General features: G+C 60.8%; 20 protein-coding genes. 11 read left to right on the top strand and 9 right to left on the bottom strand.

The window, feature by feature from the left end; all coding sequences use genetic code 11:
- Positions 1-27: 27 nt before the first annotated feature.
- The 4 genes from H7688_RS01230 to H7688_RS01215 all read right to left on the bottom strand — a co-directional run bounded on the left by H7688_RS01230 (position 28) and on the right by H7688_RS01215 (position 5,355).
- Positions 28-1,746: an FG-GAP repeat domain-containing protein gene (locus tag H7688_RS01230; protein ID WP_183359204.1), complete on the bottom strand. Its 1,719-nt coding sequence runs from the start codon at positions 1,744-1,746 to the stop codon at positions 28-30.
- A gap of 145 nt (positions 1,747-1,891) precedes the next feature.
- Entirely contained in the window at positions 1,892-3,109 is a 1,218-nt protein-coding gene (locus H7688_RS01225; RefSeq protein WP_183359203.1) for a hypothetical protein, read from the bottom strand.
- Between the two features lie 88 nt (positions 3,110-3,197).
- A complete protein-coding gene (locus tag H7688_RS01220; protein WP_183359202.1) occupies positions 3,198-3,593 on the bottom strand; it encodes a cytochrome c3 family protein in 396 nt (131 codons plus the stop codon).
- 73 nt (positions 3,594-3,666) lie between these two features.
- Positions 3,667-5,355, bottom strand: coding sequence for an FAD-dependent oxidoreductase (locus tag H7688_RS01215; protein ID WP_183359201.1), 1,689 nt, complete (start codon positions 5,353-5,355; stop codon positions 3,667-3,669).
- 281 nt (positions 5,356-5,636) lie between these two features.
- Between H7688_RS01215 and H7688_RS01210 the strand changes: the two genes are divergently transcribed.
- Positions 5,637-7,262 carry a sigma-54-dependent Fis family transcriptional regulator gene (locus H7688_RS01210; RefSeq protein ID WP_183359200.1) on the top strand — a complete coding sequence of 542 codons (1,626 nt, stop codon included), beginning with the start codon at positions 5,637-5,639 and terminating at the stop codon, positions 7,260-7,262.
- 142 nt (positions 7,263-7,404) lie between these two features.
- On the opposite strand, the gene H7688_RS01205 is transcribed toward H7688_RS01210, so the two are convergent.
- Complete coding sequence (locus H7688_RS01205; protein WP_183359199.1) at positions 7,405-7,896, bottom strand: DUF2628 domain-containing protein; 492 nt, start codon at positions 7,894-7,896, stop codon at positions 7,405-7,407.
- Between the two features lie 489 nt (positions 7,897-8,385).
- On the opposite strand from H7688_RS01205, the gene H7688_RS01200 reads away from it, so the two are divergent.
- The 10 genes from H7688_RS01200 to H7688_RS01155 all read left to right on the top strand — a co-directional run bounded on the left by H7688_RS01200 (position 8,386) and on the right by H7688_RS01155 (position 18,858).
- Positions 8,386-9,477, top strand: a complete 1,092-nt coding sequence (locus H7688_RS01200; protein ID WP_183359198.1) for an alkene reductase — start codon at positions 8,386-8,388, stop codon at positions 9,475-9,477.
- A 44-nt stretch (positions 9,478-9,521) separates the two neighbouring features.
- Positions 9,522-9,968 carry a pyridoxamine 5'-phosphate oxidase family protein gene (locus H7688_RS01195; RefSeq protein WP_183359197.1) on the top strand — a complete coding sequence of 149 codons (447 nt, stop codon included), beginning with the start codon at positions 9,522-9,524 and terminating at the stop codon, positions 9,966-9,968.
- Positions 9,969-10,078: 110 nt separating this feature from the next.
- Positions 10,079-10,711 carry an SOUL family heme-binding protein gene (locus tag H7688_RS01190; protein ID WP_183359196.1) on the top strand — a complete coding sequence of 211 codons (633 nt, stop codon included), beginning with the start codon at positions 10,079-10,081 and terminating at the stop codon, positions 10,709-10,711.
- A 206-nt stretch (positions 10,712-10,917) separates the two neighbouring features.
- Entirely contained in the window at positions 10,918-11,562 is a 645-nt protein-coding gene (locus H7688_RS01185; RefSeq protein WP_198424445.1) for a MarC family protein, read from the top strand.
- 538 nt (positions 11,563-12,100) lie between these two features.
- On the top strand, positions 12,101-14,506 hold the full coding sequence (locus H7688_RS01180) for a hypothetical protein (protein ID WP_183359195.1): 2,406 nt from the start codon (positions 12,101-12,103) through the stop codon (positions 14,504-14,506).
- A gap of 500 nt (positions 14,507-15,006) precedes the next feature.
- The gene (locus tag H7688_RS01175) at positions 15,007-15,399 is read left to right on the top strand and encodes a response regulator transcription factor (RefSeq protein ID WP_183359194.1); all 393 of its coding nucleotides are present in this window, start codon (positions 15,007-15,009) and stop codon (positions 15,397-15,399) included.
- Between the two features lie 250 nt (positions 15,400-15,649).
- Positions 15,650-16,360 carry an RNA polymerase sigma factor gene (locus H7688_RS01170; RefSeq protein ID WP_183359193.1) on the top strand — a complete coding sequence of 237 codons (711 nt, stop codon included), beginning with the start codon at positions 15,650-15,652 and terminating at the stop codon, positions 16,358-16,360.
- A gap of 75 nt (positions 16,361-16,435) precedes the next feature.
- Positions 16,436-17,080, top strand: a complete 645-nt coding sequence (locus tag H7688_RS01165) for a hypothetical protein (RefSeq protein ID WP_183359192.1) — start codon at positions 16,436-16,438, stop codon at positions 17,078-17,080.
- 350 nt (positions 17,081-17,430) lie between these two features.
- Positions 17,431-18,300, top strand: a complete 870-nt coding sequence (locus H7688_RS01160) for a hypothetical protein (protein WP_183359191.1) — start codon at positions 17,431-17,433, stop codon at positions 18,298-18,300.
- Positions 18,301-18,429: 129 nt separating this feature from the next.
- Positions 18,430-18,858, top strand: a complete 429-nt coding sequence (locus H7688_RS01155) for an SseB family protein (protein ID WP_183359190.1) — start codon at positions 18,430-18,432, stop codon at positions 18,856-18,858.
- Between the two features lie 223 nt (positions 18,859-19,081).
- Here the strand turns inward: H7688_RS01155 and H7688_RS01150 are convergent, their stop codons facing one another.
- Genes H7688_RS01150 through H7688_RS01135 form a run of 4 tightly spaced genes read right to left on the bottom strand, consistent with a single transcriptional unit; the run spans position 19,082 to position 25,280 of the window.
- Positions 19,082-19,606 (bottom strand): TlpA family protein disulfide reductase, encoded by a 525-nt coding sequence (locus tag H7688_RS01150; RefSeq protein WP_183359189.1) that lies wholly within the window; start codon positions 19,604-19,606, stop codon positions 19,082-19,084.
- A 60-nt stretch (positions 19,607-19,666) separates the two neighbouring features.
- Entirely contained in the window at positions 19,667-22,969 is a 3,303-nt protein-coding gene (locus H7688_RS01145) for an efflux RND transporter permease subunit (RefSeq protein ID WP_183359188.1), read from the bottom strand.
- Positions 22,966-24,591 carry an efflux RND transporter periplasmic adaptor subunit gene (locus tag H7688_RS01140; protein WP_183359187.1) on the bottom strand — a complete coding sequence of 542 codons (1,626 nt, stop codon included), beginning with the start codon at positions 24,589-24,591 and terminating at the stop codon, positions 22,966-22,968. Before H7688_RS01140 ends, H7688_RS01145 begins: the two co-directional genes overlap by 4 nt.
- A complete protein-coding gene (locus H7688_RS01135; RefSeq protein ID WP_183359186.1) occupies positions 24,588-25,280 on the bottom strand; it encodes a hypothetical protein in 693 nt (230 codons plus the stop codon). The genes H7688_RS01140 and H7688_RS01135 overlap by 4 nt, the downstream gene beginning before the upstream one ends.
- Between the last annotated feature and the right edge of the window lie 98 nt (positions 25,281-25,378).

Raw genomic sequence — 25,378 nt, 5'->3', positions numbered from 1 at the left:
TCCTGGCTAGCGCCAGGTGCTCCGGGATCAGGGTGTGGTGCCGGTTTGAGGCAGCGAGTAGACCTGCAACGCGGCCTTGCGCGAGAAGGTGAACGGCCCGCGTTCCGGAAATGCTGCCACGGTAATAAGACGCAGCTTCCCGTCGTTGGCTGCCTCCGCCAGCCGGAAATCTGCCAGGTAGCTCTTTTCCGGCTCGGTATGCCAGGCCTCCTGCAGCGTCCCGCCGCGCAACACCAGGGCCTGCAGCTGGGATTTGGAAAAGCTCCTAACCCGGGCGAGCAGGCTCGGGGAGCTGTTCACCGGCACCAGGATCTCGCCCCGTTCAGTTGCCTCGAACCGTGCCGGCAGGTAGGAGATGCGGGTCTCTCCACCGCTTGCGGCCTCGTCGTCCAATTCCAGATGTGCTTCGCTCCCTCCCGTTTTTTCGACCGTTTCCCCAAGCTCCTGACCATCTGCCGTGCTGAGCTTCAGATAGCCGTCGGCAGCTAACCTCGCAAAGGAGGCTAGCTCCTTGGTGCCCACCGGAATGAAGTCGTAGAGGTTCGCGTGTGCGGGCCCTGCGATGCGGTCCCCCTCGACCAATCGGCCTCCTGCGAGCCCTACCCGAAACACCGGGCCGGCGTACTCCCGCCCCTGGATCCCCATCTTCTGGGCGGCCAGCACCGGTCCCTCGCCGGGTACGCTGATGCGGCGCAGGTGCCAGGGGATCTTGGTCCGGGTGATACGATAGCTCCCGTCCTGCCAGGCGATACCGAGACCCGCCGGGTTCCCGGAGCCGGTGAGCGCCGAGAGGTAGAGTTGCATCCTGCCGGTTTTCTCGAGGTCGGCACCGTCCAGATGGTAGGCCCTGAGTGAGCTCTCGATGGGAACCACTGCCAGCTGCTGCAGGTTCTCCCTGACCAGGCGGAAGATCTCCACGTGGTCCCCGAAGGCAACCGCTATCTCTTGCCTGCCGTCGCCGTCGAAATCGCCGACTTCCAGGCCGACGGGGGTTCCCTGTACCATTGGCCCGCTCCAGATGCGCTGTGGGACGGTCGAGGAGGCAGGAGAGGGCGCCGGAGTGCTTGGTGTCGCTGCCGACCCGGCTGCCGGCACCGGGACGGTTGCTGCTGCGGAGGTGTCGGCTGCTCCGGTTTCAGCACGCAGCTGATAGCGGTGCAGCAGCGAAAAATCGGGGGCCCGGACTTCGAGTCCTGACCCCGCCAAGATGAAGTAGAGTGCGGTTTCGCCCGCGGCAAGAGCAGGCTGGGCAGGGCGGTGCTCCTGGGTCGAGCGGTAATCCTGCCACTGCAGAAGCGGCAAGCGGGCCTGCAATTCCCGAAAGAGGCTCTTACCCTTGCCGGTGTAGTCCCAGAACTTCGCCTCGATATTCTGGAAGCGACGGATCGTATCGCCCCCTTTCATGCCGGAGACGGTCCCCAGCGCGCGGCACTCGGAGTACCCTGCCTTCACGCGGGTCACCTGCAAGAGCCCCTTCACGATGTCCTCACTGCCAAGCAGTGCCTTGGTGACCGGATGCACGACGGGGTCGCCCGGCACCACCACCGCAAAGAGGTCGCCGGCGACAACCTGTTGCCGCGCGTCCAGGTCGATCAGGTAATTGTCCCCTGCCGGCCGGACCAGGTAACCGGAGCGGGGGGCGAAGTCGTCGGCAACCTCTTGACCCAGGCTGGCCCCCTGTACGGATGCACTGACCAGGATGACCAACAGCAGTGCGAAAAGGAACCACGGTGTGCGGCGCAGCATACTACCTCCTGCTGTGACCGGCCGGTTGGGGCCGGTCGAACTCGGGTGCTCCCCGGAATCTCGAGATCCCGGGGAAAAAAGCCGGGGGGATCGCTCCCCCCGGAACCGAGGAGGCTCACCTAGGGTGAACCGTCGTGAAACACGTTTAGAAGGTCATCTCCCACTTGGCGCCGGCAGCGTAGATGCGCGGCTCTTTCTGGCCCAGGCGGTTGGTCATGTCGTTCAGGAAGGAGAACTCCGGAACGATCTTCAGGTTCTTGGTCACCGCGAACTGCACGTTGGCAAAGGCCGCCATGCGCTCGTCAGCCGAGGTCAGATGGGTGTCGTTGGACTCGTACGAGGCACCGGCGAACATCTTGACCTTCTCGTTCATCAGGTACCCTACCTGGGCCCAGCCACCGTAGGTATAGGCGTTGGCCGTCTGGCCGGCGTTGTTTCTGAAGTACAGGGAGCCGTTGGCCGCACCGGGGTTACTCATCAGGTTGCCGATGTTCTGTCCGCTGTAGGCGTTCAGCTTGATCTCCACCGGGGCGAGATCGATCTTGCAGTGCGCGAAGGCGAGGTACGAGTAGATCTCGTCCTGGTACGCGACCGCGTCATTGGTGCTGGAGGTCACCTTGAAGAAGTTACCCGCGACACCGCCGCCGTAGCTGACCACGCCGGATTTCCCTTCGTAGCCGAGGATGGTCTTCGGCATGAAGGTGTCGTAGTTGGTATTGGTTGCAGCGTACTGGGTCGCCGTATTGGTGAAGGCGGTGCCGTTCCAGTTGTTGCCGTTCACAGCGGCGGTGGTGCTTCCCGGGACCACGATGAGGTCGTTGCCGGTAGCTGGCGGCGCGGTGCCGGTCCCCTGCTTCATGAGGGCGAGATAGAGGCCGTTATTCGCGGTGACCTTGATCTGCGCCCAGCGGCCGTCCCACAAAGAGCCGTACCCGTTGAAGCCGCCGTCGCTGTCGAAGGTCTGCTCGGAGCGGAAGACGTACGGGCTCGGCGCGTAGCCGACACGCAGTTTGCCGCCGCCGAAGTCCCATTCGCCGAACAACAGGCGCAGCTCAAGTCCGGCGCTGCGGTTTTTCGGGTTGTAGGCACCGATTTCGGCCACACCGGAGAATTCGCCCTCCTTGGCGCGGAAACCGAACAGGCTGTCCCCCTGCAGGTCGAGACTGAAGTCGCCGTCGTGCTGTGCCGTTCCGCGTGCGGGGCTGGTTGCGGTGGCGCTGCCGGGATAGGCGTAATAGGTGCTGGCGGTGTACCAGGTACCGACCCGCACCGCGCCGTAGGGGGTGACTTCCAGGGCGAGGGCCGGTGTGGTCATGGCAAGGGCTGCTGCGATAAGGGACGCACTTAAAAGCTGCTTTTTCATCTATCGTTCTCCCGTAATCCTTAAAGTAGTGGTCAATCTAAGACGGTTGTCGGTCCCTTGGGCGGGAATGCTCTTCTGAACCGGATGGCTAGGGGACGACGAAGTCGAACCGCTCATGGCACGGGAGGCAGAAGTTCTGCGATTTTTTATGCTGGTGGTGGCAGATGTTGCAATCGGCTTCGGTACCGTAGTGCCGGTTCTCATGCGGGTTGCGCGGTTTTACGTTGGCCGTTTTCTCGGCAAGCTTCCTGGTCTCGCCGTGGCAGCTCAGACACTTCTCCATCGGTACCGGCTGGGGGTGCTGGGCGTCGACGTGACACATCGCGCAGGCAATGCCGGCACCGGCGTGCACCTTACCCAGCTCCTCACCTTTCGCTTCAGCTGCGTGGGCCGCAACAACTCCACCGGCGCAGATCCCGATCACCAGGGCAATCAGTGCAGGACCATAGCGAAAGCCCCGCCTTTGTTCAGTTGTGTTCTTCATTACTCCTCCGATCAGTAAATTTGGGTCGACGGCTCACATCGACCTCTAGCTCGTAAAGGTCAGGCGCCCTCGATTACAGCTTTGCCACGTGTTTTCCCGTCAGGTACCCGAAGGTGTAGCAGCGCCCGAGGGACAGCCCGAACACGGTGAGGGGGTAATCGACGCCACCGTAGAATCCGCCTCCCAGGTTGCCGATCGCGTACAACCCCTTGATCGGTTTTCCGTCGGCGTCGAGCGCCTGGTGGTTTTCGTTGACCAGAATGCCGGAGCAGATGGTCGACACGCGGACCCGGCGGTGGATGCCGTAAAACGGGGGCTGCAGGACCGGGATCAGCCGGTCGGCAGGCTTGCCGAAATCACTGTCCTTGCCCGAGGCGACCACCTCGTTGTAGCGCTTGACGGTGGTGACGAAGTTCCTCGGGTCGATCTCGAGCTTCCTGGCGAGCTCTTCGAGGGTGTCGGCTACGTGGGTGTTGATCAGGGAATCGAAGACACCCTTTTTCGGGCTGGGGTCGTCAGGCATGTAGTTTTTCAGCCCTTCGGGCGGTACCAGCTTGCCCGGCCACTTGGCAGCCTGGGTCATGTAGTTCGCGTCGAAGACCTGGCAGTAGTGCCCGGCGTTCTTGGCATCGCGCAGGTAGTTGTTGAAAAGGGACATGTCGACGGTCTCGTTCACGAAACGCTTGCCTTCGCGGTTCACGGCGAGAAACGGCATGTCGCACATGGATGCCGGACCCGCGTCGAAGTCGTGCAGCATCTTGGTGTGCCCGATAGGCTCGATGACCCCTCCTGCCCAGTACGCCATGGCAAAGCCGTCGCCGGTGCGGTCCATCTGCTTGCGTCCGAAGTGCTTCAGGTCGGGGATGAAGTAGTTGCACATCGCCTCGTTGTTCTGGTAGTCCCCGGTCGCCAGGATCACCCCTTTCTTGGCAAGGAACTTGGTGTATTTGCCGTCCCGTCCCTTGGCGATGACCCCGATTACCTCGCCGCTTTTGTTCTGCACCAGCTGCTGGGCAGGTGTGTTGAAGAAGAACTTGACGCCGGCCTTCTCAGCGGTCTTCGCCAGGTGACGCATGCCGTCGCCGGCGGTGTAGGGCTTGGGACCGAAGAACGAGGTGACGTAGTTCAAGGTGTAGCCGTTCACCTTGGCGATGCCGTGCTGCGGAGCGGTCCCCTGGTCCACTACCGGCGAGCCGGCCTGCTTGGCACGGCTGATCACCCAGCGCACTGCCTCTCCGGAGTTGTAGGCCCACTGCCTCAAGAGCGCGGGGTTGCAGCGGTGGTTGTTGTCCGACATCAGTTTCGCGACCAGTGCTTCGATACCCGCCTTGTCGCTGGTGGCGAGATCGATGCCTGAGCCGGTGTTCCCCTGTGAAACGGGCATGGGGTGCTTTTGGATCACGGCCACCTTGGCGCCGTTCTCCGCGGCGGAGAGGGCCGCCGGTACGCCCGAGGCACCAGCGCCGACGACGATCACGTCGAAGGTGAGGGTCGTCTTGATCTCCTTCTCGGAGATCGGCCTGGGCTTCGGCATGAAGGAGAGCGTGGCACCCCCGTCCGAGCTCTTGGCGAACTCGAGCGCCTCGCTGCCTTCGGCCGCCTCGGCTTTCTTGGCCCCAAAGCCGGCAACCCCGAGCAGACCTACGCCGGCTGCACCGAGCGCGGTGCGCGACAGGAAGCTTCGACGCGAGACGCCGCGCTCGAGCACTTCCTGTGTGTAGTTGTCCATTTCCTTTTCATGCTGCGGAGTATCCTGATCCATTCTTTCCTCCTGTGTAGTGATGATCCGCACCCCCTTTGGGGTACTCACCTCGAACACCCAAAGCGGGCGCTGGCAGTTACTTTCGAGTCGGGCGGTGCACTGGAGATAGCACCAGCTGTGCCAGCAACCCCCTCCCTTGTAGGTGGTTGTCTTTACGTGACTTTCAAAATTTCCTATTGACCTGGGACTTTAAATCTGAGAAAGGTCTTCTCAAATTTGAGAATGAAGTCTTATAACCATTCAAAATCAGGTTATTTTGTATACGGCATGGAGAATCATCGATGAAAACATCCCTTCTTGATTTCCGCGAACTCTTCTCTTTCAACCCCAAGGGAGGAGTCATCCGGTTCCTGGGACAGCGTGTCTACCTGGTGGATGCCGCGGCGCAGAGTCTCTTGCGCAAGGATCTTTTGGAGGTCCTGGGACCGGAGACCTTCCGCATCATCTTCACCCGGGCTTCGTACGCCCACGGCTGGCGGCTCGCGCAGACCGTCCAGAAGGAGATGCCGGAGGCCTGGGCGGAGGCGAAGCAGGGGGAGTTGGGGCCGATGCTCAGCGCCTTTCACGGGATCGGCGAGGTCATCGGCCGGCGTCGTACCGACGGTCTGGGTGACGAACCCTTGGTCGAGACCGTCATGAAGGACTCCTACGAAGCCGAGCAGCACCTGATGCTCTCCGGGCTTTCCAAGGAGGCGGTCTGCTGGCGGCATGCTGCCTTTGCCAGCGGCTACGTATCGTACCTGGAGGGGCGCGAGGTCTATTTCATCGAGGACAAGTGCATCGCGAAGGGGGACGAGTTCTGCAGGATCAGGGGGAAATTCCGGGAGCAGTGGGGACCGGAGCTGGAGCCGCACCTGGCGTACTACCAGATGAAGCCGGTGGAGTCGATCTGCGACGACCTGCGCAGGAAGCTTTTGGGGACAGAGAAACGCCTCAAGAACTACCGGCACGACCTCGGCTATTTGCGCAACGAGTGCGAGGGTTCCTATTATTCCATCTCAAGGAGTGCCGCCATGCAGAAGGTGCTCGAGTTCGCCGCACTGGTGGCCGAGGTGGATTCTTCGGTGCTCATCACGGGAGAAAGCGGCGTCGGCAAGGAACAGATGGCGTTGCAGGTGCACCGGCAGTCGAACCGCTCCAAGAAACCGTTTTTGGCGGTCAACTGCGGCGCTCTCTCGGAGACCCTGCTGGACAGCGAGCTCTTCGGTCACGTCAAGGGGGCCTTTACCGGAGCCGACCGGGACAGGGTGGGACTTTTCGAGGCGGCGGCCGGAGGGACGCTCTTTTTGGACGAGGTGGGCGAGGTCTCGCCGGCCATGCAGGTCAAGCTTTTGAGGACCCTGCAGGAAAGGGAGATCCGGCGCATCGGGGAGAACGCGTCGCGCAAGATCGACGTGCGCATCATCTCGGCGACCAACCGGAACCTGAACGATGCCGTAGCTGCGGGGACGTTCCGGCAGGATCTCTACTACCGCTTAAAGGTGATCGAGTTGAAGATTCCGCCCCTGCGCGAGCGGACCGAGGACATCTTGCCCCTGGCCCGTTTCATCTTGACGCCGCTGGCCAAGGGGATGAACAAAAAGGTCACCGGTTTCACCCACAAGGCGGCCGACAAGCTGCTCGGCTATTCGTGGCCCGGGAATATCCGCGAGCTGCAAAACGCCATCGAGTACGCGGTGGTTTTGTGTCGGGGCAACCAGGTAGAGGTCGAGGACCTGCCGCCCGAGGTACGCGAGGCCACCTTCAGGCCTTCCGTTGCCTGCGGTATCCGGTCCCTGGAATCCGTGGAGCGGGAGTACATCCAGTCGGTACTGCATGCCTTAGGCGACAACAAGGCGCGCACCGCGGAGAAGCTCGGCATCAGTCTGGCGACACTGTATCGTAAGCTGAAGCTGGAGAGTCCTTAAGGAGATGATCTGAAGAGGGCGACTAGCGGTGGGAGAGGGGGACTGGCTCCGTAAGGTGCCTGTCCCCTTTTTTGTTGGTTTGCCAATTGCGGGAATCCGAACGGGTGCAAGTGGGGTTTCGCGGTAAGGAACGGGCCTATTCTCAGTGCATACCACCAAAGACGAGTGTCGAAAACATGGCGAACATGAAGGACATCGACAGTACCAGAATCACCAGTGCCACGATGCCGACCGTGATGGCCCAGTTGTGAACCCCGCCGAACTGCAGGAGGGCAGGGGCCAGGTTCTGCGGCGTCGAGGTCTGTTTCAGCTCGGTGATCTTCCCCATCACATGGCGGTAGTAGAGGTAATTGCTGACAATACCCACGGCGATGTGGAGCAGTAGGTTGACGCCTGGAACACAGAAGATCAGGAAGGTGATCCCCGACTGCCAGTACATTTTGCGGTACAGCATCCAGACGAAGGTGAAGCCAAAGGCCGACCAGTTCCAGGTAGGGGCGAACTCCTCACGGCCGGTTACCGTGAACTTCTCGAACTGGTCGGTGTAGTAATTGGAGTTCTTCCCGATGAAGGCACGGAGTTCTGCGTCATCGACCAAATCGGCACTGAACCCGTCCGGCGCAGTGTTCAGCATCGAGCCGCAGTAGCGACACCTGATGGCTCCATCGAGAATCGTTTCTTTACAGTACGGGCAGATCATTTTCGAGTAGTGCCTCCTGGTGTGATCGCCTCATCGGCAGGGTATGCAGGGGAATGATGCTACAAAGTCAAACGGCACCGGCGGGACCGGACCATGAGTGCAATTTACCGGAAACTGTCAAATTTAGCAAACGCACTGTAGGCCAGGAAATCAACTGAAGGGGCAACTTCTGGCCACGCAGTGCCCGGGTTAGCGCTGTTTTTCAGACATCGAGGGGGACTTTATCTATGGTGGCTCCCCGATTTCTGTCTGAAGTACTGGTCTGTATTCTTGTGTAGACATTATTCTGTGGTACAAGGTCCTGCACTGTAGGAATTATTGTCACAGGCGCTTTTGACTTCATCCTATCGTTCCGGCTGCCTATCACCTGCCAAGGCTATAGATGGCCTCAGGTCCTGTGCATTGCATCCAAGGAGGCTTTACGTGAAACTGTTCAGTGCATTCTCGCTTCGCGGCATTCCGCTGCAAAACCGCATCGTCATGGCTCCCATGACCCGCAGCAGGGCAACCGACAACATCCCGGGCCCCCTCATGGCAGAGTACTACGGGCAACGGGCATCGGCGGGGCTGATCATTACCGAAGGGACTTCTCCCTCCCCAAATGGCCTCGGTTACGCGCGTATCCCGGGCATCTTTACCCCGGAACAAAGAACAGGCTGGCGTAGGGTGACAGATGAGGTTCACGCACGTGAGGGGCGCATCTTCCTGCAGATCATGCATACCGGCCGGGTCGGTTCGCTTGTGAACCTGAAGACAGGCGCGGAAATTATCGGCCCCTCTGCAATCCCCCTGGCAGGGAAGGTCTGGAGCGACGTCAAGGGGGAGGTCCCGTACGACGTCCCGAGGACCATGACCGAGCATGACATCGCGGTGGCGGTCGCCGAATACGCCCGTGCCGCAGAATTTGCCATTGAAGCTGGCTTCGACGGTGTCGAGATCCACGGCGCCAACGGGTATCTCATCACCCAGTTCCTGGACCCCGGCTCCAACAACAGGGACGACGGGTACGGAGGGGATGCCACCTGTCGCAACCGGTTCGCCCTGGACGTGGCTCGGGCCGTCGTCGACACCATCGGCTCCGCCAGAACCGGTATCCGTCTCTCCCCGTACGGGGTGTTCAACGACATGAGCGGAGCCTACCTGGGTATTGCCGAACAGTACACCGAACTGGTGGCGGGGCTCGGTGCCCTGGAGCTGGCCTACCTCCACCTGGTGGATCATTCCGACATGGGGGCGCCCGAACCGGATAGAGTCGTGATGTCCGCCTTATGTGAGGCCTTTCGCAACACCGGAGGGGGAACCATCATTTTAAGCGGTGGGTACACTCCTGAGCGTGCGACCGCCGACCTGGAGCGCGGCGCGGCGGACCTGGTGGCCTTCGGAAGGCCCTTCATAGCGAACCCCGACCTGGTGCAGCGCTTCCGGGCCGGTGCCTCGCTTGCGGCTGCGGACCAGGCGACCTTCTATACCCCTGGCAGGGAAGGCTACACCGACTATCCTGCCCTGGTTGAGTGATACAGGATGCGCAGGTAGCCGAACAGTCAGGAGCAACGAGATCGATGACGGAAATACTAGTAAACCAGGTGCTGCGTGATCTTTGCACCAGCCAACCTTTGGCTGTACTGGCCACTGCTGCCGGACAGCACCCCTATGCCAGCCTGGTCGCTTTTGCCATGAGCGAGGATTTGCACCAGCTCTTTTTTGTCACGCCACGCTCCAGCCGCAAATGGGCCAACCTGTCGAGTAACCCTCAGGTTTCGCTCCTCATCGACAACCGCAGCAATACCGCCCTCGATTTCCAACGGGCGGCGGCAGCAACCCTGCTCGGAAGCGCCGAGGAACTGGTCGATGGCCTGCGCGAAGAGGCATTGGAACGCTACCTTGAGCGCCACCCCGATCTGTGCGATTTCGCCCGGTCTCCAGGCAATGCGCTGTTTCGGGTGCAGATTGTCAGCATCAATCTGGTTACCTCCTTTCAGGAGGTTGCGGTGTTTCGTTTCCCTTAGTAAGCGGGAACGGCGTTAGCGACACCCGGGCCAGGGAACAAACGTGGATGGAGAAGTTAGGTCGCTGGAAATATCTCACGAGCCTGCACGGGCGCCAGGAGAGGGGTGACATGAAACATCTTCTTACGGTAGTTGGTATGGTGGCACTTCTGCTGACGGGGGTACCTAAGGCTATGGCAACGGAAGAAGCACCCTACACGGTGTTGAAGAGTGACGGGATATTTGAACTGCGGCACTATGAAGCGCAGATCCTGGTTGAGATCGCGGTCGACGGGGATCTTGAGGATGCCGGCCGGAAGGCATTCCGGCCGTTGTTCGATTACATCTCGGGCAAAAACCATTCACGGAGTAAAATTCCCATGACCGCACCGGTAGCGCAGGGGGCCACAGGTGAAAAAATTGCCATGACTGCTCCGGTGAGCCAGGAACCGCGTCAGGGCAAATGGGCCGTCAGCTTCGTGATGCCGGCTTCGTACACCATGGAAACCATCCCCGTGCCGGATAATCCGGAGCTGAAGCTGCGTTGGGTGCCGGCTCGCAAGGTTGCCGCTGTCCGTTATTCCGGTTTCTGGAGTGAGAAAAGGTATCTGGCGCACAGGAACCTGCTGGAGGGGTGGTTGCGCGAAAACAACCTCAGCGCGGTCGGTGAACCGGTCTGGGCCCGTTACAATCCTCCCTTTACCCTCTGGTTCCTGCGGCGCAACGAAATACTGATACCCGTGAACGTCGATTCCAACACGTGACGGTCGCGGCGCGAGGAGGACTGCTCCCAAAAGCGCTATGGCTAAGCGATTCTCCCTTATTGACTTCACTGGCAGCGACCTTTATGTTACATGGCCTTCTGCCGATGGGTAGGAGTGTAACGTCGGACAGCAGAACCGCCGCTTAAATGAGGGGCGGGAAAGATGCGCAGCTTGGCGCACATGAAAATAAAGAAAGTAACTCTACTATGACAAGAACTTTGATCGGAACCTCTCTGCAACACTACGTACTTGCCTTGTTCGCGGTAGCAAATAACGTAGCGGCAATTCCTCTCTTCCTCGCGCTTACCAGGAACCTCTCTCCCAAGGAACACCTGAAGGTCTGCAACATCGCCACCTTGACCTCGTTTGCCACCATGGTTGTCTCGCTCTTTACCGGTGTTGCGGTGCTCAATTTTTTCGAGATAGGCATTCCTGCCTTCAGGATTGCAGGTGGACTGCTGCTTCTTAAGACCGGATTTTCCATGATGAGTGTCAGCAACGAGAAGCTGGAGCCGTCGGTGGTGAATAACAGCTTTTCGGATGTGGTCTCCACCGCCATCATCCCGATTGGCATACCGCTGACTACCGGGCCTGGCACCATGTCGACCATCATCCTGTTCTCCTCGACGAGTACCCGGGACATCAACACCCAGTTGTTGATCTTGCTGGCTATCGCTATCGTTACGGCAGTCATCTGGTTTTCCTTTCTGAAAGCGCCGATTATTGCCAGGGTGCTCAGGTCCACCGGGCTCGACGTGCTCACCAAAATCTTCGGCCTCATCACCCTGGCCCTGGGAGTCCAGTTTATCCTTACCGGTCTCTCAACGACCTTTCCGAACTTGTTGGGGTAGGGGAAAGATACTCAGGAAGTCGGACAGGCAAGAAGGAGAGGGCGCCTGCTGTGAGAAAAGTTTTTCCCACTGTCAGTGACCGTTTTAGCGCTCTCTGTTTTCTTGTTTTTATTTAAGAAGAGTTGTTATTTGTTTCAGGTTTGGTAAGATTTGTCTTATATGTCGTGCCCGATGAACACCAGGTCTATCTCCAAGCTCTCGCCGGACACGGGAGTTTTGGAATGAGGGCGATTCCCCGTGCGCCTCCTGACCGGTACACATCCCGGCTTGCCCGGCTGTCGTTGCCAAGCCCTAGCCCGGCAAGCCTTGAGAGTCACCCGCCTTGAGCGGCTCTGGCCCTTGGTAACTGCAGTTTCTTCGATCAGGACGCCTCTCCCCGGTACCGCACGCCCCTTGCTTCCCCCACCACCTTCCCCTGTCGAACACTTTACAGACCCGGAGCCGATACGAGCGAGCTTCCTGTACCAGTTGCAGGGCGTCCACCATTACCTGGCGAGCGTTCCCGCAGCGCTGCCATGCAGTAAGGTGGGGGTGACCTATGAGACGAAGCTACGTTAAGGGTACGATTCTCATGCTGCTGATCGCTGTACCCCTGGCTTTGACAGGGTGCAGCGACGGAGGAGGGGGGGGCGCTGCAACAACAGTCAAGGCGGTGGCGCTTGCCTTTGATGCCGACGGAGACGGAACGCCGGACGTCCTGGACGATTACCCGGCCGACTCCGGCAACACCGCCTTCGCGGTCTGCAGCGAGGCTGATCAAACCTCAACGCATGACACCATGGACACCGCCCTGGGCAAAGCCGCGCCGTACCCTGCCCAGACCACCTTCAAGGGATCGGTGGATGCACTTAACACGCCGGATTATTACGCCGTGAAGCTGGAGGCGGGCAAGACCTACAGCGTGGTCTTCTACGATCCACAGAAGCTGGACGGGCGCGCCCTGACCTTCGCCCCTGACCTCAGCGTCTATACGGGGAAGGTTGGCTACCTGCTCGGCATCCCGGATGATGAGGAGATGATCCAGGGGGTCGCCAGCGTAGTCGGCGACACCGAGATGCTCCCGGTTACCAACTCGTCCGGTGACAGTCAGGAGATGGTGGTCCTTTCTTTTACTGCGCAGGAGAGCCGGGTGCACTACCTCTCGGTGAAAAGCGAGCAGCCAAATGACCTGGGCGAACTCAGCCAGTACCGCTTCGACCTCATCGAGGACGAGAACAAAAACGGACTGGCGGTCGACTACCTGGCGCCGGACGGGAGCACCTACACGCCGGAAGATATCGTGTACCTGAGGGGGGAGATGCGGCAGCATGTCGACCAGTGGTACAGTGACGGCAGCCCCAAGACCTTCCTGGCCTCGGCAAAACCGGCGTTCGACGCAGCGGTCACCTACCTGACCGTCGCCCATAGTGGTTCCCTGTGCAACGACAAGACCTCCCTGAGCCCGTTTGTTGCGGATATCCCCTGGAACTCCGATTACAAGTTCGGGTACGGGATCGATGCGACCACCGGGCTTCCGGCGAACAAGCTGCAGGCCGTCTCCTCGTTCACCCCACCGGCCCCTGTCAATGCCAGCACCAAGACGGACACCAACATCTATTTCATCAAGACCGATTCAGATTACACCCAGGAGATCCAGGCCGGGCTCAACACGACCTTCAGCAGTTTCGGGGTAACCTTCAAGGCCTCCGGCTCGTACACGGATAACATCAAGTACTCCGAGAAGGAAGCCACGCTTATTCTCAAGTACTACATCAAGGAGACCGAATACCGCCTCTTCGATCCGGCTGGCGGTGCCTACACCCTGCTTCCCGCCGCCAAGACGTACCTGGCACAAAATAACAGCGACTTCCGGAACCAATACGGCGACTATTTCATTGCCGGTGCCCGGTACGGCGCACAGTACATCGCAACCCTCCACATCACCGCCGCCTCCGCAGAACAGCTCCGGATCATCGAGACGAAGCTGACCGAGGCGTCGAAAACTTACAAGTTCGATGCCACTGAGGAGTTCAAGGCCAAGTTCAGGGAGGCGACGCAGAACTCTACCGTCGAGGTGAAGCGCAGCACCATCGGGGGGGATGAGACCAAGCTTTCCGCGGGAACCACCCCGGACCAGATGTTCGACGAGCTGAAGGCGTTCATCCAGTCCTGCACCAAGGAAAACCGCGCGCCGCTCGATGCCTACATGCTCAGGTTCAACCAGATGCCGGACGGGGCTGCCGTCGCCACCGAGATCAATGTCAACTCCTGTGTTTTCAGTGCGACCCGGAACCTTACCAAGGACTACCTGGCGCTTTCCTCGCGGATGAAGACCATCGTGGGGCTCGATCCCAGTACCTTCCAGGCGGGAGTCCAGAACGACTACGCAGTTGCCTATGACAACCTGGTCAACGAGATAAGCGACAACCGGCAGACCATATTCAAGGACAGGGCGCTGATCGAGAGCTACGGTGCAAACGTCAAGGACGCGCTGGACAAGTACTCGGCCCTCATCGACCGGCAGTCCTTCTTCCTGAAACTGGTACAGCTGCAGAAAAACTGGCCCTACCACACCGAGCACCAGGCGCGGGAGAGCGGCTTCAAGTCGTACTACCTGAGCAAGGTCGTCGATGACGACATCTTCAAGCCGAGCAAGGGCGATACCTTCAACACGGAGTACCACCAAGGGTGGCATGTCGGGTATCGCGAGTGGTATCCCAGCTGGGCACCCGGTACCAACTCCATCGTCTGCTACATCAAGATCGACGTCGACAGCAGCACCCGTAGTGACGACTGCTGGGACGACAACCACCCGTCCCTGGGGCGGGATCATCTGGCATTCCATTTCAAAAGCGGTTATGACCGTAAAGGCTCCTGGTGGCTGAAAGCAAAGGGGATATACCTTGGCGCATCCGGGAAGAGCAGCACGGGAAATTATCCCTTTAACTGGGAAATGATGCTCTAACGAAGTCGCACCGGCACGAGGGCGGCCGTGAAGGACCACCCGCCGAAGGCTCTGCGGTGCCAGGTCTTGAATGCTCGGTAATTCCGGAGCAGGCGTATCAAGACCTGGCACTCCCCAGCACTCACCAAGGATTTCCGATCCGGAATGCATCTGATCCGCTTCAGCAGCCAGCCTGACAGCGGTAACGGCGCCTGCAACCACCGATTGCCGCTGTCAGCTTTTCTCCATCGCACTCAATTCACCCCGCCTGGTACATTTCCACGATCAAGTACCGCGAACCTCGTCGTGAAAAATCCTGAGCGTACCGACCTCACTGGGAGTTGTGAGCGGCCGGGCGCGACCCGGCTGTTCGGATACATGGCAAAACGTGGGCCATCGGAAGATAATGGGTATAACAGGTAGTTCAGCTGAAAACCGCAGACGCACGAGTCGAGCAGATGTTCGCCAGGCGGCGCTGGTAAGCATAACCTGCCGCAGCGCCGTCGGGAAGGGAGACCCGGATGAAGCTGTTAATGGTTGAGGATGATGCGGAGTCGTTGGAGCTCAGCTGTCGCCTGATCTCCCACGAGTTTGCCTACCTCACCGTTTTGCAGGCTGCGGATGGGGTAATAGGGCTGGAGGTCTTCAGGGAACACCTTCCGGACATCGTCATCAGCGACATCACCATGCCGGGGATGGACGGCATCGCGTTGGCAGCGGAGATCAAGGCCCTCCAACCGGAGACCAAGATCATCCTGCTCACCGCCCACAGTGACAAGAGGCGCCTCAGCCTTTCCATGGAACTGGGGATAAACGACTACATACTGAAGCCGATCGATTTTAAGGCACTGGTCACCGCGATCCGTGCCTGTCTGGACGAGATAGGTCACGAGGTCCGCAGAGGGCAGAGGTAGTCCCGTGCTCCCCTGGGGTGCCCTATCCGTTTCCGTGTCATACTCTTCCTGAAACTCCTCCTATAAACTACAGATCAAAACCTGGTCAGAGCACCGGGAACCTGGCGGCCCACTCGAAGTCATCGCCCATTTGAATCACCCCAATGAATGAAGTACACCGCTACGCGAAAATAAAGTTTCGCAGACGGGAACCTTTTTGGTATTCCATGCATCTATGGTAGTGAAAGGGTTAACCAGGGAGGTTAGGCTCATGGCAGAGAAGGGCGGGTTGGATATGACAGCAGCACTTTCTGATGGGGAAATCGTCCGTCAGGTCCTCGAGGAGGATCCGCGCCGCTTCGAACTGATCATGCGCAGGAACAACCGGCGCCTGTACCGCATCGCCCGCGGCCTTCTGCAAAGCGACGCTGATGCAGAGGATGCGGTACAGGACGCCTATGTCCACGCCTACCAAAAGCTCGGGGAGTACCAGGGGACGGGGCCGCTGTCGGCCTGGCTCGCCAAGATAACGGTAAACGTGGCGCTGGGGCGCCTGCGCCGCGCGGAACCGGCGGGCGAGGGGGTCTCCTTCGACGACCCGATCCGGAGCGAGGAGGCGAACTATATGGCTCAGCTTTCTAACACCCCACCCAGCCCGGAACTGCTCGCTGCTCGAGGCGAGATGCGCAGGATACTGGAGAATGCCATCGATGCGCTCCCGGAGGCTTACCGAATGGCATTTATCATGTGCGGCGTCGAGGAGATGTCGGTGGCGGAAACGGCGCAATGCCTTGGGGTGGAACAAAATACGGTGAAGACCCGGTACCACCGGGCCAAGAAGATCCTGCAGCAGCAGCTTCTGGAGCTTTTGGATACCTCGGCCGTGGATGCCTTCTCCTTCGACGGGGTCCGTTGTGACCGAATCGTCCACAAGGTGCTGCTGCGGTTGGAGATCGGTTGCCGGGAAGGGCGGTCACAGTAGACCGTCTGAGGCCGGTGCCAAGGAACGTGCGGGGGAGCGGGACGCTCTCCCCGCGCAGCAAGAGGAGGAATCACCATGTTACGGCATGCTTTAAAATCGGTTCTGATGTTGTCGGCGCTGGTAGTGGTGGCAGTAGCACCGGCGCTCGCCAAGGACAAGGGAAAGGTGGCTTCCGAGTCTCCCAAGCTGGTAGAAACCCGCCAGGTGCTCCACGACCTGTGGGCCGGGCACATCTTCTGGGTGCGCAACGTGGCCTATAGCACCAGGGTGGGCGACACCGCCGCCGCCAAGGTAGCTGAGGAGAACGTGGTCAAGAACGCGCGGGCCATCGCCGACGCCGTGGTCCCCTTCTACGGCAAACCGGCCGCCGACAAGCTGTTCGGGCTTTTGGCCGGCCACTACGGCGCGATCAAGGAGTACCTGACGGCCTCCTATGCCGGAAGCCAGGCAGGTAAAGATGCCGCGGTCAACAGGATCAAGGGGAATGCGACGGAGATCGCGAGCTTCCTCAGTAAAGCGAACCCGAAGAACTGGCCACAGGAAACCCTGGAAGGGCTCCTCTACGCCCACGGTGCGCACCACATGCAGCAGATCGATGCCTTCGCGGCCAAGGATTACGCTTCGGAAGCCCGGACCTGGGAAATGATGAAGGACCACATGTACATGATCGCCGACGCCTTGGCCGGCGGCCTTGCCAAGCAGTTCCCGAAGAAGTTCTGACGTTCCGGTAACCGGAAGCCTCTCAGGATCGCGAAACAAGAAAAGCCCTGTCGCTGTGACAGGGCTTTTCTGTTCGGTCGAGCAAAACCGGCTTTTGAAGGGTGACAGTGGCATTTTCCGTTTATGCCGAACCGGTGTCGGTTCAGTTGAGTGTGTTGTTAGTTACCGGTAGGTGATCCTGCTGCCGGTCCGACGAGGGGGATGGTATCACCATCAAGAACTGTCTTCCCGTCAGGCGAACCCCTTCGCGTTGCGGATCTCAATTGGGGATTCCTGTCGTCGAGGTGGACACCGCGGAAGCCATAAAGTAGACTTCCCTGGGTTGTAAAGGTCTAATCCTGGAGGTTTGCATGCACTGGGAACCGATGACCGTCGATGAGTATGCCGGCTACCGGCTGCGCGAGGGACTCAAGCTGGTGAAGGTCGATGGTGTCTGGTGGATGGAGCCGCGTCCCTGTTTCTTTCTACCGCTGTTCCTATTTCACGAGATCCGCCCCTGGAGCCGTCGCTATCCTACAAAAGCCCTGCTGGGGGGCGTGATGCACCTGGTGCCGCCGGAGTACGCCAAGGCAACCACGATGAATTTCCACGTCCACGACGACCTGAGGAACTACTCCCTCGATACCCTGAGCACCCGCCGCCGCAAGATCACCCGCGACAGTCTCTCGTATTTCACCGCCCGACCCATTGCCGATCTCGAGGAGTTCGTGGAGGCAGGCTACCAGGTGTACCGCAACTTCTACCGGCGTACCGGGTACTGGTACAAGAAGGAGCGGATCATCAAAGACAGGTTCAGGGCGTGGTCGGAAAACCTCTACTGTCATCCCAGGATCTACAAGCTCGGCATCTACCTGGAGGGGAGGCTCTGTGCGGTAGAAACCTCGTACCAGGTGGAAGACGTGATCTTTGGCGACAACCTGTTTTCCGACGACGTGAGCCTTAAACTCAACGTGGTGGACTTCATCACCCATGAACTGCGCCTGGGCGCCGCGCAAACCGATGCCCGCTACGTCTTCACCGGTCTTCCCAGCGGGGTGCCTACCCTGGACAACTCGAAATCGAAAAAAGGATGCAAGCTGCTCAACCTGCCGGCCTATTGCAAGATCAACCCGCTGGCGCTCGCACTGGCCCGCGTGGTCATGAAAGACGGCTACCGAAAGCTTGCCAGCGTGCTGTCCCGTGAGGAGGGGGAGGCCTCGCAATCACCGGGATTCGCTTGACAAAGATGCCGTATACCGCTACCGTGCCGGTTGATGCCTGCTAACGCAGAAGGCCAGGGGGAGCGCCCTCTGGCTCCCCATACTTTCAATCTAGAACGCATAATCCAGAACTTCTTTAAAAGGAATCCCATGACCAAACTCGACGAGGCGCTGGTTGAACTGCGCCAGAATATGGACGACCCCAAGTGCCAATCCAAGTACTATGACCTCTTCCTCAACGCCAGCTTCTTTGTGCCGACCTGGGAGGAGGAGCAAGATCCCACGCAGGAGGTGGCCCCAGAAGGGGAGAACCGGGTGGCTCCGCTCATCCTGGAATACGAGGGGAACGACTACCTTCTGTTGTTCGACACGTTGGAGCGGCTCAACGGCTGGGCCAAGAAGGAGGTAACCTACGTGGAGGTGCCGGGGCATGTCCTGGCGGCCACCAGTGCCGATCCGCTGCACTGGGCGCTCAACGTGGAGACCGAATTTGCCAAGCCGTTCATCCCGGCGGAGATCGCCTGGCTTAAGGAAGTGGTCGAACAGTGTGAGAAACAGGCGACGGGGAAGGGCGCCTGATGAGGCTGAGGACCCCGGTCCGGGGTTGAGGCTCACCCAGAGCAGCTACCTTCACGAGACATAAAAGGCGCCTGCACCGTAACGGTTGCAGGCGCCTTTTTGTTTTTGCCAGGGAGTCACGGAGAGCACGGAATACGGCAGCAAAGGTTTTTTTCGAGGTAGGGCTTCGCTCGGTTACGCTGTGGTTTCTCCGTGGCGCTCCGGTTTCCGGTGGACGCGGAAGTTACATAAGGCTCGTCACCAGCTTGGTCAGTGCCGCGGCGGTGGCGCTCCCCATGATCTTGTAGCGCACCACGCCGTTACGATCGAGAATCACGGTTTTCGGGACTCCCACCACCTCGTACTCGCGTGCCGCGCGGGTATCCTGGTCGAGGTAGATCGGATAGCTCACCCCCAACCCCTGGAGGTAGCTTTTTACCGCAGCGCGCGGCTGTCCGACATTGATCGCCAGAATCGCAAGTCCCCTGCTCTGAAACTTCCGGTACAAACTCTCCATGGCCGGCATCTCCTCCTTGCAGGAACTGCAGCCGGCAGCCCAGAAATGGATAACCACGACTTTGCCCCGCACATCGTCGGGTATGCGCAAGGAGTGGCCCGCCAGGTCGGGGAGGCTCACCGCCGGCGGCGGGTCACCGACGCGCAACGGGGTACGGGCGCTGGCAACTGGAGAGAGGGTGCCGGCGAGGACCACTGCGGCACAAAACGGCAGTAGCGCAGCAGCGAGACGTCTCAAGACTTTCCATTCCATAACTCATTCCTCATACGGAAGACCCTGGCTGGCATCTTTCCGTTCTCAACGGGACCGCCCTTAGGCGAGTTCGGCACGTGGCGGCTCTGCCTCGGGCAAGGCTGCCGCAACGGCCCCCTTTAACTCGAAGTGCCACTTCCAGATCTCGTAGAGTGCCGGGTAGACCAGGAGCTCCAGCAAGAAGGAGGTGAAGATGCCGCCGATCATCGGCGCCGCGATGTGTTTCATCACGTCGGCACCGCTGCCGGTTGCCCACATCACCGGAACCAGCCCCAGGAACATGGTCGCGGTCGTCATGAACTTGGGGCGGATCCTCTTGGCGGCACCCTCGACGATTGCCTCGTGCAACTCGACCAGGCTGTTCAGCTTCCCCGCCTTCTTGGCCTCCTGGTAGGCGAGATCCAGATAGAGCAGCATGAAGACGCCGGTCTCGGCATCCACCCCCAACAGCGCGATGAGACCGACCCAGACCCCGACGCTTAGGTGATACCCCAAAAGCCAGAGGAATACGAAGGCCCCTACCGCGGAGAAGGGGACCGCCAGCAGGATGAGGGAGGTCTTCACCAGGCTCCTGGTATTGAGGTACAAAAGCCCCATGATGAGCAAGAGGGTCACCGGAACCACCATGGTGAGCCGCTCCTTCACGCGTTGCATCGCCTCGTACTGGCCGCTCCAGGAGAGGGCGTAGCCGGGCGGAAGCTCCACCTGCTTGCGCAAAAGCGGTGCCGCCTCGTCGATGTACCCCTGGGGGTCGCGCCCCTGCAGGTCGACGTAGACGTAGCCGGTCAGGAGGCCGTCCTCGTTGCGGATCATCGACGGGCCGCTCGCCACGCTCACCTCGGCAAGCTCACCCAGGGGGACCTGCCGGGTGCCGCCGGCCACGGGGACCAGCACGCGGCGCAGGGCGGGGAGATCGGTGCGGAAGTCGCGCTGGTAACGCACGTTGACCGGATAGCGCTCGCGCCCCTGGATCGAGGTGGTCACGTTGTCGCCGCCGATGGCACTTTGCAGCACGGACTGCGCCTCGTCGATGCTGAGGCCGTAGCGGGCCAGCTCCTCGCGGTTCCAGGTGATGTCCAGGAAATAGCCGCCGCCGGTGCGCTCGGAGAAGACGCTACGGGTCCCCTTGATGGGGCGCAGCGTGGCCTCCACCTGGGCGCCGATCTGTTCCATCTCCACCAGGTTCGCGCCGGAGATCTTGAGCCCGAGGGTGGTGCGGATGCCGGTGGTCAGCATGTCGATGCGACCCTTGATGGGCATGGTCCAGGCGTTGGATACCCCCGGGATCTTCAGGGCCTGGTTCAACTGGTCGACCAGTTCCTCCTGGGAGAGCCGGTCGGAGGTGATGCGGCGCAACACCTTTTTGAGCGGCTCGGGCGCCCAGCCGGAGTACCAGGTCTCCACCGGTCGCCATTGTTCGCGCGGCTTCAGGGTGATCACCGTCTCCAGCATGGAAAGAGGCGCTGGGTCGGTGGGGGTCTCGGCGCGACCGGCCTTACCCAAAACCTGGTCCACTTCGGGGAAGCCCTTGATGATCCGGTCGGTTACCTGCAGAAGTTTCTGGGCCTCGCCGACCGATATGCCGGGCATGGTGGTCGGCATGTAGAGGAGGCTCCCCTCGTCCAGGGGGGGCATGAACTCGCTCCCCAGTTTAAGCGCGAGGGGGACGGTAAGGAGCACGAGCAGCAGAGCGGTCCCCAATACGAGCTGTTTCTGGGAGAGGACCCAGCGTACCACCGGCTCGTAGATCCGGATCAGGGTCCGGCTTACCGGGTGATCCTGCTCGTTTCTGAAGGGGGCGGCAGTGACGGCATTGAGCAGCCGACTCAAGGGGCGCGGCCGGAAAGAGAAGTGGCGCGTGGTGCTCAGCATGACGCGCAGCGCCGGGTCGAGGGTGATGGTCAGGAAGGCGGCCGCTGCCATAGCCAGGGTCTTCGTGTAGGCGAGCGGCTTGAAGAGACGCCCCTCCTGGGCCTCCAGCGCGAAGACCGGGAGAAAGGCGACCGCGATCACCAGCAGGGCGAAGAAGCTCGGCCCCCCCACCTCCTTGAGAGCGCTCAGCACGATGGCCCGCTGGTCGCCGACCCTCCCTCCGGCCTCCCAGGCCTCGAGCTTTTTGTGGGTCTGCTCCACCACCACGATAGCTGCGTCCACCAGCGCCCCGATGGCGATGGCGATGCCGCCTAGGGACATGATGTTGGCGTTCACCCCCATCATCCTGAGCGGGATAAAGGAGATCAGTACGGCGCAGGGGATGGTGAGCGCAGGGATAAGGGCGCTGGGGGGATGCCACAAGAAGACCACGATCACCAGCATGACGGTGAGGATCACCTCGACCAGGGTCCCCTTCAGGGTGTCGATGGCCCGCAGGATCAGGTCGGAACGGTCGTAGATGGGGACCACCTTGAGCCCGTGCGGCAGCCCCGGTTCGATCTCCTTCAGCTTCGCCTTGACCCGGTCGATGACCTGGAGCGCGTTACTCCCTTCGCGCATGACCACGATGCCGGAGACCGCGTCGCCGGTGCCGTTCAGGTCGGCGACGCCGCGGCGCAAGTCGGGCCCCAGGGTTACCGTCCCGAGGTCCTTGACCCGGATCGGCGAGCCGCTCTCCTCGTTCACCGAAACCACGATGTTGCCGAAATCCTCCAGGCTCTTCGCGTAGCCGCGGCCACGCACCATGTACTCGGTGCCGCCGAACTCGACCAGGCGCCCGCCGCTTTCGGCGTTGCCGCCGCGCACCGCCTCCACCACCTTGTTGATGGAGAGCCGGTAGGACTGGAGCCGGTTCGGGTCGACGTTCACCTGGTACTGGCGTACGAAACCACCGATCGGCGCCACCTCGGCTACGCCGGGAACGGACTTCAGGTAGTAGCGCAGGTACCAGTCCTGGTAGGAGCGGATCTCGGCCAGGCTGCGGGTCCCGGTGGTGTCGACCAGGGCGTACTGGAACACCCAGCCAAGGCCGGTCGCGTCGGGCCCCAACTCGGTGCGCACCCCCTGGGGGAGGCGCTGTTGCACGGCGGAGAGGTACTCGAGGGTTCGGGAGCGCGCCCAGTAGATGTCGGTTCCTTCTTCGAAGATGACGTAGACGAAGGAGTAGCCGAAGTCGGAGAAGCCGCGCACGGTCTTCACCTTCGGGGCACCCAGCATGGAGGAGACGATCGGGTTGGTGACCTGGTCCTCGACGAGGTCGGGGCTGCGGTCCCAACGCGAGTAGATGATCACCTGGGTGTCGGAGAGGTCGGGGATGGCGTCCAGAGGGAGGTGCTTTAAAGACCACCAGCCGCACAGGGCAAGGACTGTCGCCAGGATGAGGATGAGGAAGCGGTTCTGTGCCGAGAACTCGATGATCCGGTCTATCATGGCTTGTGGTCCATCTGGCCCATCTCCATCTGGCCCATGTCGTGCCCCGGCTGCCCCTTCTCCTGTTTCGTGGGGTGATCCTTTTTCCCCGGTTCATGATCCGGGTGGCCGGTCGCTGCGCCCTTTGGGGGCATCCGGTGCTCGCCGTGCTCTTTTGCCGTTGCCTGCCCCGGGGCGGGGGAGGGCGACATCGACTGGTGGGGGGCCTTGGCGGCGGGGTTTTTCCGGAACTTGTTCATGCAGTCGTCGGAACAGAAATAGTAGGTGACTCCGGCACGCTGGAGCTGGTGCCCAGCGGCCGTCGCCTTCGCCTCGTCGACGTACATGCCGCAGAACGGGTCCTGGTGTGCCACGCTCGTGATGCCGGCCGCCGAGGTCTTCATCCGGCTCTCGGAATCGAGCAGGAAGGTGCCGGAGAGGGCGATGCGCTCCCCCTGCTTGAGGCCGGAGATGATTTCCACGCGCCCACCGAAGCTCCTGCCGGTCTCCACCTCGCGCGGCTCGAACTGCCCGGGGGCCCGCTCGACGTAGACCACCTTCCTGAGCCCGGAATCGAGAACGGCCTCGGCGGGGACGGCCAGAAGGTCGGGGAGTCGGTTGGGGAGTTCCACATCCACGAACATGTCGGGGCGCAAAACGTAGTGGGGGTTGTCGACCTCGACACGGACCTTGAGGGTTCGGCTGGCCGGGTCGAAAATGGCTGGGGTTGCCGATACCTTGCCGGTGAAATGCGCGTTGCGGTTGGGGAGGGAGATGGCAACCGTGCTGCCGGGCTTCATCAGGTCGGCCTCGGCGCCGTAGGTGTCGACGAGTACCCAGATCCGGGAGAGATCGGCGATCCGGTAGAGCTCTTTGCCGCGCTCGAAGCGCTGGCCCGGGGAGACGTTGCGAACCAGCACCAGGCCGCTTCCCGGCGAGGCGACGTCGATGTTCTCCATGTACTTGCGGGTCGTAATCATGCGCTGGATCTGGGCGTCGCCCATCCCCAGGTTGCGCAGGGCGTCACGGTACTGCTTGAGGCTTACGTTGAACTGCTGCATCTGGTCTTTCTGGGCCTGGGTGGTGGCGGTGCTCCCCATGGAGCGGTCCATGGAGGTCAGGGCATAGATGAGCGCCTGCCCGGCCGAGAGGAACTCGGAGCTGTAGAAGGTCGCCAGCACCTCGTCCTTTTTCACGATCGAGCCGGTGGTGTTGTTGCCCACCCCGGTGATCCAACCGTCGATGGTGGCGTTGATCACGTAGGTGCGCCGCTCGTCGGGGACCACCCGGCCGCTGAGCCGCAGGGTCTGGTTCGCACCACTGCGCTCCACCGTCCCGAGTTTCACCCCGATGAGCTGCTGCTGCCCGGCCGAGACTTGTACCGTCCCCGGTGGCAGTTTTTCCTTCCCCGCACTGGCAGACTTGCCGTCGGCATACACCGGCTCGAGCGGCATGCCGCAGTCCGGGGCGATCCCGGGTTTGTCCGAGGTGTAGGAGGGGTGCATCGGGTCGACCCAGTACAGGATCTTGCGAGCTGCGGCTGTCCCGGCTTGCGGTGCCGCGCGATGACTTACCCAGGCGCCGGCCAAAAAGGAGGCGCCGACCAGGACGAGAAGCGCGGCGCCGGCCAGCAGCCGGTTCATGACACGATGCCCGCCGGCGCAACGGCCTCGAGTTTCTCGATGTTCCAGACGAGGGCGTCAGCCTCCGGCACCAGGCACACCCGCTCTTCGCTGTAGGTTGCCATCAGCTTGTTGATGAGCAGGGTGAGGTTTTCGGCCGAGGGGGCCTCGGGGGGGACGGATAGAAAGGCGTCCACCAGGTCCTTGAGCGGGCCGCCGCAGTCGATCGGTTCGTCAAGGTAGCGCTTGGCCTGAGCGATCAGGAGCGAGGCATCCAGGATGATCTCGATGGGGGGGAGTTCCTCCTTGCCGAGGATCTCCTCTACCAGCGGCATACTCTCCCGAATCACCCCGCACATCTCCTCGGGGAGGAGTTCCTGCTGCCAATGGCAGACGAACCAGTCGCTTGCCGTGCTCAAGGCGGGAAGCATCGGCAGGAACTGCTTCTTGTTTGCCAGGGCAGGGAACTGGCTGTTGGTGGCGAACACCGGATGCACCTTTTCGCAGAATGTTGCGTGCCCCAGTTCGTGCAGGTGGTCGAGATCACTGCTCTTGTTCTGCTCCTTGTCCGGGACGTACTTGAAGTGCGACTTGTTCTTGTAATCGGACAGAATACGGATCATGGGCATGTCCGTCCCACTTTCCAGAATGGGCCAGTCCAGATTGTCAAACACCTTCTTGAGCACGTTCTTTGTCGACTGTCGTTTCATGGCATCTCCGAGGGGTGGGGCTACTCGTGGTGTAGTTTGAGCTAATGAAAACAATATTGTTTTCCTTCACATTTGTCAAGCTTAGTATGCGGTATTCC

The organism is Geomonas limicola (assembly GCF_014193675.1).
Taxonomy (GTDB): domain Bacteria; phylum Desulfobacterota; class Desulfuromonadia; order Geobacterales; family Geobacteraceae; genus Geomonas; species Geomonas limicola.
Note: the sequence above shows the minus strand (reverse complement) of the source record. Positions and strands in the feature narration are given on the sequence as shown.

Excerpts from the sequence above, each read along its gene's own strand:
- H7688_RS01205 (WP_183359199.1), bottom strand. The coding sequence starts at position 7,896 with ATGCTGAACACTGCGCCGGACGGGTTCAGTGCCGATTTGGTCGATGAC.
- H7688_RS01135 (WP_183359186.1), bottom strand. The coding sequence starts at position 25,280 with ATGAAACGACAGTCGACAAAGAACGTGCTCAAGAAGGTGTTTGACAAT.
- H7688_RS01220 (WP_183359202.1), bottom strand. The coding sequence starts at position 3,593 with ATGAAGAACACAACTGAACAAAGGCGGGGCTTTCGCTATGGTCCTGCA.
- H7688_RS01170 (WP_183359193.1), top strand. The coding sequence starts at position 15,650 with ATGGCAGAGAAGGGCGGGTTGGATATGACAGCAGCACTTTCTGATGGG.
- H7688_RS01215 (WP_183359201.1), bottom strand. The coding sequence starts at position 5,355 with ATGGATCAGGATACTCCGCAGCATGAAAAGGAAATGGACAACTACACA.
- H7688_RS01190 (WP_183359196.1), top strand. The coding sequence starts at position 10,079 with ATGAAACATCTTCTTACGGTAGTTGGTATGGTGGCACTTCTGCTGACG.
- H7688_RS01165 (WP_183359192.1), top strand. The coding sequence starts at position 16,436 with ATGTTACGGCATGCTTTAAAATCGGTTCTGATGTTGTCGGCGCTGGTA.
- H7688_RS01175 (WP_183359194.1), top strand. The coding sequence starts at position 15,007 with ATGAAGCTGTTAATGGTTGAGGATGATGCGGAGTCGTTGGAGCTCAGC.
- H7688_RS01140 (WP_183359187.1), bottom strand. The coding sequence starts at position 24,591 with ATGAACCGGCTGCTGGCCGGCGCCGCGCTTCTCGTCCTGGTCGGCGCC.
- H7688_RS01155 (WP_183359190.1), top strand. The coding sequence starts at position 18,430 with ATGACCAAACTCGACGAGGCGCTGGTTGAACTGCGCCAGAATATGGAC.
- H7688_RS01145 (WP_183359188.1), bottom strand. The coding sequence starts at position 22,969 with ATGATAGACCGGATCATCGAGTTCTCGGCACAGAACCGCTTCCTCATC.
- H7688_RS01180 (WP_183359195.1), top strand. The coding sequence starts at position 12,101 with ATGAGACGAAGCTACGTTAAGGGTACGATTCTCATGCTGCTGATCGCT.
- H7688_RS01225 (WP_183359203.1), bottom strand. The coding sequence starts at position 3,109 with ATGAAAAAGCAGCTTTTAAGTGCGTCCCTTATCGCAGCAGCCCTTGCC.
- H7688_RS01160 (WP_183359191.1), top strand. The coding sequence starts at position 17,431 with ATGCACTGGGAACCGATGACCGTCGATGAGTATGCCGGCTACCGGCTG.
- H7688_RS01185 (WP_198424445.1), top strand. The coding sequence starts at position 10,918 with ATGACAAGAACTTTGATCGGAACCTCTCTGCAACACTACGTACTTGCC.
- H7688_RS01230 (WP_183359204.1), bottom strand. The coding sequence starts at position 1,746 with ATGCTGCGCCGCACACCGTGGTTCCTTTTCGCACTGCTGTTGGTCATC.
- H7688_RS01150 (WP_183359189.1), bottom strand. The coding sequence starts at position 19,606 with ATGGAATGGAAAGTCTTGAGACGTCTCGCTGCTGCGCTACTGCCGTTT.
- H7688_RS01210 (WP_183359200.1), top strand. The coding sequence starts at position 5,637 with ATGAAAACATCCCTTCTTGATTTCCGCGAACTCTTCTCTTTCAACCCC.
- H7688_RS01195 (WP_183359197.1), top strand. The coding sequence starts at position 9,522 with ATGACGGAAATACTAGTAAACCAGGTGCTGCGTGATCTTTGCACCAGC.